This window comes from Pectobacterium sp. HCp5_1 (assembly GCF_032905925.1).
In the GTDB taxonomy this organism is placed as follows: domain Bacteria; phylum Pseudomonadota; class Gammaproteobacteria; order Enterobacterales; family Enterobacteriaceae; genus Pectobacterium; species Pectobacterium brasiliense_A.
The window spans coordinates 20,896-27,427 of the sequence record NZ_JAUMIO010000041.1; the positions used below are offsets into that span (position 1 = coordinate 20,896).

The window sequence follows — 6,532 nt, forward strand, 5'->3', positions numbered from 1 at the left end:
TATTGGCGGGCTGTTGCCCGCCATTTCTCTATTTATCAATCTCCTATAACGACCTCTCGTTACCTTTCTTTTTTTGTTAGCGAAACGTTTCGATGGTGATCACATTTTTTTTATCTCTTCATTGCCTTTCTTACTTCTTTTTCTAGAATGTTATTAGCGAAACGTTTCGCTGGTGGGGTGAGAAGATGAAAAAAGCAGCATTATTGAATTCAGATATTTCTTCCGTGATTTCTCGACTGGGGCATACCGATAGCCTGGTGATTGGCGATGCCGGTTTACCTATTCCTGAAACGACGACCCGTATCGATCTGGCGTTGACGCATAACGTGCCGACGTTTTTGCAGGTGGTTAGCGTTGTCACCAGCGAAATGCAGGTCGAGGCCGCTATTCTGGCGGAAGAAATTATTGAAAAGAACCCCGCAGTCCATGACGCATTACTCGATCAATTGAAGCAACTTGAACAACACCAGGGAAACTCAATTGCATTGCACTATGTTAGCCATGAAGAATTTAAAACCCAAAGCGGGAAAAGCCGGGCCATCATTCGCAGCGGAGAGTGCTCTCCGTATGCCAATGTCATCCTTTGTGCTGGCGTAACGTTCTGAGGCATCAATGCAACCTTTACTGCAACTGCAAGGCATCACGAAATCTTTTCCCGGCGTTAAAGCGCTTTCCGGTGCGGCACTCAAAGTCTATCCGGGAAAAGTGATGGCGCTGGTGGGCGAGAACGGTGCGGGCAAGTCCACCATGATGAAAGTTCTGACCGGGATCTATCGTAAAGATGCCGGCAGCATTCATTTTCTGGGGAAAGAGGTCGATTTCAGCGGGCCGAAAGCGTCCCAGGAAGCAGGTATCGGTATTATCCATCAGGAACTTAACCTGATTCCCCAACTCACGATTGCCGAGAATATCTTCCTTGGTCGTGAATTCACCAACCGCTTCGGTCGTATCGACTGGAACAAGATGTATGCGGAAGCCGATAAGCTGCTGAAACGCCTTAATCTGCGCTATAACAGCCGTCGTATGGTCGGGGATTTATCGATTGGCGATCAGCAAATGGTAGAAATTGCCAAGGTGCTGAGCTTTGAATCGAAAGTCATCATCATGGATGAACCGACCGATGCCCTGACAGATACTGAAACCGCTTCGTTATTCAGTGTGATCAAAGAGCTGCAATCTCAGGGATGCGGCATTGTCTATATTTCCCACCGTCTGAAAGAAATCTTTGAAATCTGCGATGACATTACTGTGTTCCGCGATGGTCAGTTTATCGGCGAGCGTCCGGTCAGTGATTTAGAGGAAGATACGCTGATTGAAATGATGGTCGGTCGTAAGCTGGAAGATCAGTACCCACGTTCGAATAAAGTGCCGGGAGAGGTTCGCCTTAAGGTACAGAATCTGTCTGGGCCGGGCGTTGACAGTGTCAGCTTTACGGTGCGGAAAGGCGAAATTCTGGGTGTCGCAGGGCTGATGGGTGCGGGCCGTACCGAACTGATGAAGATTCTCTACGGTGCACTGCCGCGAACTGGCGGTAATGTGACGCTGGATGGCCGCGACGTAGTGACCCGTAAACCGCAGGATGGCCTGGCGAACGGCATCGTTTACATTTCCGAAGACCGCAAACGTGATGGTCTGGTGCTGGGCATGTCAGTAAAAGAAAACATGTCCTTAACCGCACTGCGCTATTTCAGCCATGCGGGCGGTCGTTTGAAACATGCCGAAGAGCAACTGACCGTTGCCGACTTTATTCGCCTGTTCAACGTGAAAACGCCTTCGATGGAGCAGCCTATCGGCCTGCTTTCCGGCGGTAATCAGCAGAAAGTGGCGATTGCCCGTGGCCTGATGACGCGCCCAAATGTCCTGATCCTCGATGAACCGACGCGTGGCGTCGATGTCGGGGCGAAGAAAGAGATTTATCAGTTAATCAATCAATTCAAAGAAGAAGGGCTGAGCATCATATTGGTGTCATCCGAAATGCCCGAAGTCTTGGGAATGAGCGATCGCATCATTGTGATGCATGAAGGGCGCTTGAGCGGTGATTTCCCTATTGAGCAAGCAACCCAGGAAGCACTGATGGCCGCGGCCGTTGGTAAGCAATACGGCGCAAAGCAGGAGTAAGTCAGACATGAGTTCTCAATCTATCGCGGCAAAACGCTGGTTCAGCAAAGAGTGGTTACTGGAGCAGAAATCGCTGATCGCGCTCCTGATCCTGATTGCGGTTGTTTCCGCCATGAGCCCTAACTTTTTTACCCTGAACAACCTGTTCAATATTCTCCAGCAGACGTCGGTGAACGCCATCATGGCCGTCGGCATGACGCTGGTGATTCTGACCTCGGGCATTGATTTGTCCGTGGGTTCCCTGCTGGCATTGACCGGTGCCGTAGCAGCTTCCATCGTCGGGCTTGAAGTCAATGCGCTGGTGGCAGTGTTTGGTGCACTGGCGCTGGGGGCGCTGATTGGTGCGGGTACGGGGGTTATTGTATCTAAAGGCAAAGTGCAGGCGTTTATCGCCACGTTGGTCATGATGCTGTTACTTCGCGGTGTGACGATGGTTTATACCAACGGCAGCCCGGTTAATACCGGTTTTTCCGACGTAGCAGATGCGTTTGGCTGGTTTGGTATCGGTCGTCCGCTGGGGATTCCGACGCCAATCTGGATCATGGCTATCGTGTTCGCGGCAGCCTGGTACATGTTGCACCATACGCGTCTGGGGCGCTATATCTATGCGCTGGGCGGCAACGAGTCTGCCACCCGTTTGTCCGGCATCAGTGTTGATAAAGTCAAAATTATTGTCTATTCCCTGTGTGGGCTGTTGTCTGCCCTGGCGGGAATTATCGAAGTCGCACGTTTGTCCTCTGCACAGCCGACGGCGGGCACAGGGTATGAGCTGGATGCTATCGCGGCTGTAGTATTGGGCGGCACCAGTCTGGCTGGAGGAAAAGGGCGTATCGTTGGTACGTTGATCGGCGCACTTATCCTTGGTTTCCTCAACAACGGACTGAATTTATTAGGTGTTTCTTCTTACTACCAAATGATCGTTAAAGCAGTCGTCATCTTGCTGGCGGTTCTGGTAGATAACAAAAGCAGTAAATAACCTTCATTCACACAGGAATTGAGTTATGAATATGAAAAAGCTGGCTACTCTGGTTTCCGCTGTTGCGCTGAGCGCGACTGTCAGTGCTAATGCCTTGGCCAAAGATACGGTTGCTCTGGTGGTTTCTACGCTGAATAACCCGTTCTTTGTTTCAATGAAAGAGGGTGCGCAGAAAGAAGCTGACAAACTGGGTTACGAGCTGATTGTGCTGGATTCCCAGAATAACCCAGCAAAAGAACTGGCTAACGTTCAGGATTTGACGGTACGTGGAACCAAAGTTCTGCTGATCAACCCGACCGATTCTGATGCAGTAGGTAATGCGATTAAAATGGCTAATCAGGCCAAGATCCCTGTTATTACGCTGGACCGCGTTGCGAGCAGTGGTGAAGTTGTGAGCCACGTGGCTTCTGATAACGCCTTCGGCGGTAAAGTTGCCGGTGACTTCATTGCCAAGAAATTGGGTGAAGGCGCTAAAGTGATTCAGCTGGAAGGCATCGCTGGAACGTCTGCCGCGCGCGAGCGTGGGGCCGGTTTCATGAAATCTGCTGAGAAAAATAAATTCGCTATGCTGGCCAGCCAACCTGCTGACTTCGACCGTACTAAAGGGCTGAACGTGATGCAGAACCTGCTGACCGCGCACCCTGACGTTCAGGCCGTATTTGCTCAGAACGATGAAATGGCGTTGGGTGCACTGCGTGCACTGCAAACCGCAGGTAAAACAGATGTGCTGGTTGTCGGCTTTGACGGCACTCAGGATGGCGTGAAGGCTGTTGAGTCAGGCAAGCTGGCTGCGACAGTTGCTCAGCGTCCTGATCAGATCGGTGTGATCGGTATCGAAACGGCTGCGAAAGTGCTGAAAGGTGAAAAACCTCAGGCCATCATTCCGGTTGACCTGAAGCTGGTAGCAAAATAATTAAAAATATACCCTAAATAATTCGAGTTGCATGAAGGCGGTAACCGCATGAATCCCCAGAAGCTTACACAAGTAAGTGACTGGGGTGAGTAAGGGCAACCAACGCACAAGCAGCTTGAAGTATGACGGGTATAAAGCAGGGCTCGCGCCACCCGTTTGTGGTGGCGCATTATTAACGTAGCGGGATTCGACACAATGAAAACGGGTAAGCTGGTGGTGCTGGGCAGTATTAATGCTGACCATATTCTCAATCTTGAGCAATTTCCCCGTCCAGGCGAAACGGTGATCGGTGAGCAATATAGCGTTGCTTTCGGTGGGAAAGGTGCCAATCAGGCCGTTGCCGCTGGTCGAAGCGGTGCAGACATCGCCTTTATTGCCTGCGTTGGAGAAGATGATATCGGCACCCGTATTTGCCAGCAGCTATCCAAGGACAATATCGATGTTTCCGCTGTTGAGGCTATCTCCGGGGAAACAACCGGCGTTGCACTGATTTTTGTTAACGCCGACGCTGAGAACATGATCGCGATTAATGCCGGCGCGAATGCTGCTGTGACGCCTGATTATCTTCATCGTCATCAGCAACACATTATTGATGCTTCAGCATTGCTTATGCAGCTTGAGTCGCCGTTGGAAACGGTCATTGCGGCCGCTAAACTGGCGCATGAACACCAAACGAAAGTGATTCTTAACCCCGCCCCTGCCCGTGAACTGCCTGATGAACTGTTATCGCTGGTCAATATGATCACGCCGAATGAAACCGAAGCACAGTTCCTGACGGGAATTACCGTTGAGACGGAAGACGATGCGGCTCGCGCAGCACAGGTTCTGCACGATAAAGGCATTGAAACGGTTCTCATCACATTGGGTAGTCGTGGCGTATGGTTAAGTGAAAACGGTCAGGGGCAGAGAATTCCGGGATATCGTGTAAAAGCCGTGGATACTATCGCCGCCGGAGACACGTTTAACGGTGCGTTAGTGACTGCATTGCTGGAAAATAAGCCCATGTCCTCCGCAGTAAAATTTGCCCATGCGGCAGCGGCGATAGCCGTTACTCGGCGAGGCGCTCAGCCCTCTGTCCCGTGGCGTGAAGAGATCGACGCATTTTTGCAAACCCAGGGGTGATCTTTGGCCACCATGAAAGATGTCGCCCGTCTTGCGGGCGTTTCTACTTCTACCGTATCTCACGTCATTAATAACAATCGCTTTGTCAGCGACACCATTCGCGAAAAAGTGATGAAGGCCGTTGAGGATCTCAACTATGCGCCGTCTGCGCTGGCCAGAAGTCTGAAAATAAACCAGACCCGCACCATCGGCATGTTGCTCACTGCCAGTAATAACCCGTTTTATGCCGAAGTGGTTCGTGGCGTAGAGCGCTGTTGTTATGAGCGAGGCTATAGCCTGATTCTGTGCAATACCGAAGGCGATCGCGACAGAATGAGCCATAGTCTCGAAACGCTGCTGCAAAAGCGGGTCGACGGCGTACTGTTGATGTGCACCGAAAGCCATCGCCCTTTGCCCGAAATGATGAGCCGCTATCCTTCTATACCTATGGTCATGATGGATTGGGCCCCCTTTGAGGGCGTCATGGACGTCATTAAAGATAACTCTCTGCTCGGTGGGGAGATCGCGACCAATTATCTCATTTCTCGTGGCTATAAAAAGATAGCCTGCATTGCGGGTCCGAAAGACAAGACGACCGCCTATAATCGATTAGAAGGTTATCGACAGGCGATGCAGCTCGCTGGGCTATTCATTCCCGCTGACTATGAAATTTTCGGCGACTTTGAGTTTGAAGCGGGCTACCGCGCTATGCAGCAGTTGTTAGCGTTGGAAGATAAACCTGAAGCGGTGTTCACCAGTAACGATGCGATGGCCGTTGGCGTTTACCATGCGCTTTATCAGGCTGGGCTTTCTATTCCGCAAGACATGGCGGTTATTGGTTACGATGACATTGAACTGGCCCGCTATATGTCACCACCTCTAACTACCGTTCACCAACCTAAAGATGAACTCGGCGAATTAGCGGTGGATACACTTTTGTATCGTCTGGAACATCCCAATACTGAACCTAATGCATTGGTGTTGACGCCGGAATTGATGGTACGCCAGTCTGTCCGGTGAGGATTTATCGCAATTAGCGGCGAAAAATCCGGCATAACGGCGTCTTTTAATTCGCTTTGCTGAAAAAATCCCCACTCGGTAATTTTTTTGCATTTAGCGCTTGTCAGCCGCCGAGAAGTCCCTATAATGCGCCTCCACTGACACGGCAACAGCGACACGCGGTTGTGGTGACAGGAAAAAAGATTCAACGAAGGCAGTCAGTAATGACTTGACTTTAAAGCGGATTAGCATAATATATGCAGCCCGCGCCACCGATGAAGTGGCACTGCTCTTTAACAATATAATCAGACAATCTGTGTGGGCACTCACAAGACCGTATCTTAACGATATAAAAAAGTCTTGAAGAGTGAACAACAGTAAATTCATTACGAATAAACAGTTTTAATTCTTTGAGCATCGCTGAC

7 protein-coding genes are annotated in these 6,532 nt (G+C 50.5%); 6 read left to right on the forward strand and 1 reads right to left on the reverse strand.

All coding sequences use genetic code 11. From position 1 onward, the window contains the following. Positions 1 to 185: 185 nt before the first annotated feature. The 6 genes from rbsD to rbsR all read left to right on the forward strand — a co-directional run bounded on the left by rbsD (position 186) and on the right by rbsR (position 6,128). On the forward strand, positions 186 to 605 hold the full coding sequence (rbsD, locus tag Q3A88_RS19475) for a D-ribose pyranase (protein ID WP_010300118.1): 420 nt from the start codon (positions 186 to 188) through the stop codon (positions 603 to 605). A 7-nt stretch (positions 606 to 612) separates the two neighbouring features. Next, entirely contained in the window at positions 613 to 2,118 is a 1,506-nt protein-coding gene (gene rbsA / locus Q3A88_RS19480) for a ribose ABC transporter ATP-binding protein RbsA (protein WP_317178468.1), read from the forward strand. 7 nt (positions 2,119 to 2,125) lie between these two features. Further along, positions 2,126 to 3,094 (forward strand): ribose ABC transporter permease, encoded by a 969-nt coding sequence (gene rbsC / locus Q3A88_RS19485; protein WP_014917165.1) that lies wholly within the window; start codon positions 2,126 to 2,128, stop codon positions 3,092 to 3,094. A gap of 25 nt (positions 3,095 to 3,119) precedes the next feature. Then, the gene (gene rbsB, locus Q3A88_RS19490; RefSeq protein ID WP_039275930.1) at positions 3,120 to 4,007 is read left to right on the forward strand and encodes a ribose ABC transporter substrate-binding protein RbsB; all 888 of its coding nucleotides are present in this window, start codon (positions 3,120 to 3,122) and stop codon (positions 4,005 to 4,007) included. Positions 4,008 to 4,202: 195 nt separating this feature from the next. After that, positions 4,203 to 5,129 carry a ribokinase gene (rbsK, locus tag Q3A88_RS19495; RefSeq protein WP_039317415.1) on the forward strand — a complete coding sequence of 309 codons (927 nt, stop codon included), beginning with the start codon at positions 4,203 to 4,205 and terminating at the stop codon, positions 5,127 to 5,129. Between the two features lie 3 nt (positions 5,130 to 5,132). Then, positions 5,133 to 6,128 carry a ribose operon transcriptional repressor RbsR gene (gene rbsR / locus Q3A88_RS19500; RefSeq protein WP_039281232.1) on the forward strand — a complete coding sequence of 332 codons (996 nt, stop codon included), beginning with the start codon at positions 5,133 to 5,135 and terminating at the stop codon, positions 6,126 to 6,128. Between the two features lie 214 nt (positions 6,129 to 6,342). On the opposite strand, the gene Q3A88_RS19505 is transcribed toward rbsR, so the two are convergent. Then, on the reverse strand, positions 6,343 to 6,532 hold a 190-nt coding region (locus Q3A88_RS19505; RefSeq protein ID WP_317178469.1), incomplete at its 5' end, for a hypothetical protein.

What these genes read in the sequence shown, in the direction of transcription:
- rbsD (WP_010300118.1), top strand. Translation starts at nt 186, where the DNA reads ATGAAAAAAGCAGCATTATTGAATTCAGATATTTCTTCCGTGATTTCT.
- rbsA (WP_317178468.1), top strand. Translation starts at nt 613, where the DNA reads ATGCAACCTTTACTGCAACTGCAAGGCATCACGAAATCTTTTCCCGGC.
- rbsC (WP_014917165.1), top strand. Translation starts at nt 2,126, where the DNA reads ATGAGTTCTCAATCTATCGCGGCAAAACGCTGGTTCAGCAAAGAGTGG.
- rbsB (WP_039275930.1), top strand. Translation starts at nt 3,120, where the DNA reads ATGAATATGAAAAAGCTGGCTACTCTGGTTTCCGCTGTTGCGCTGAGC.
- rbsK (WP_039317415.1), top strand. Translation starts at nt 4,203, where the DNA reads ATGAAAACGGGTAAGCTGGTGGTGCTGGGCAGTATTAATGCTGACCAT.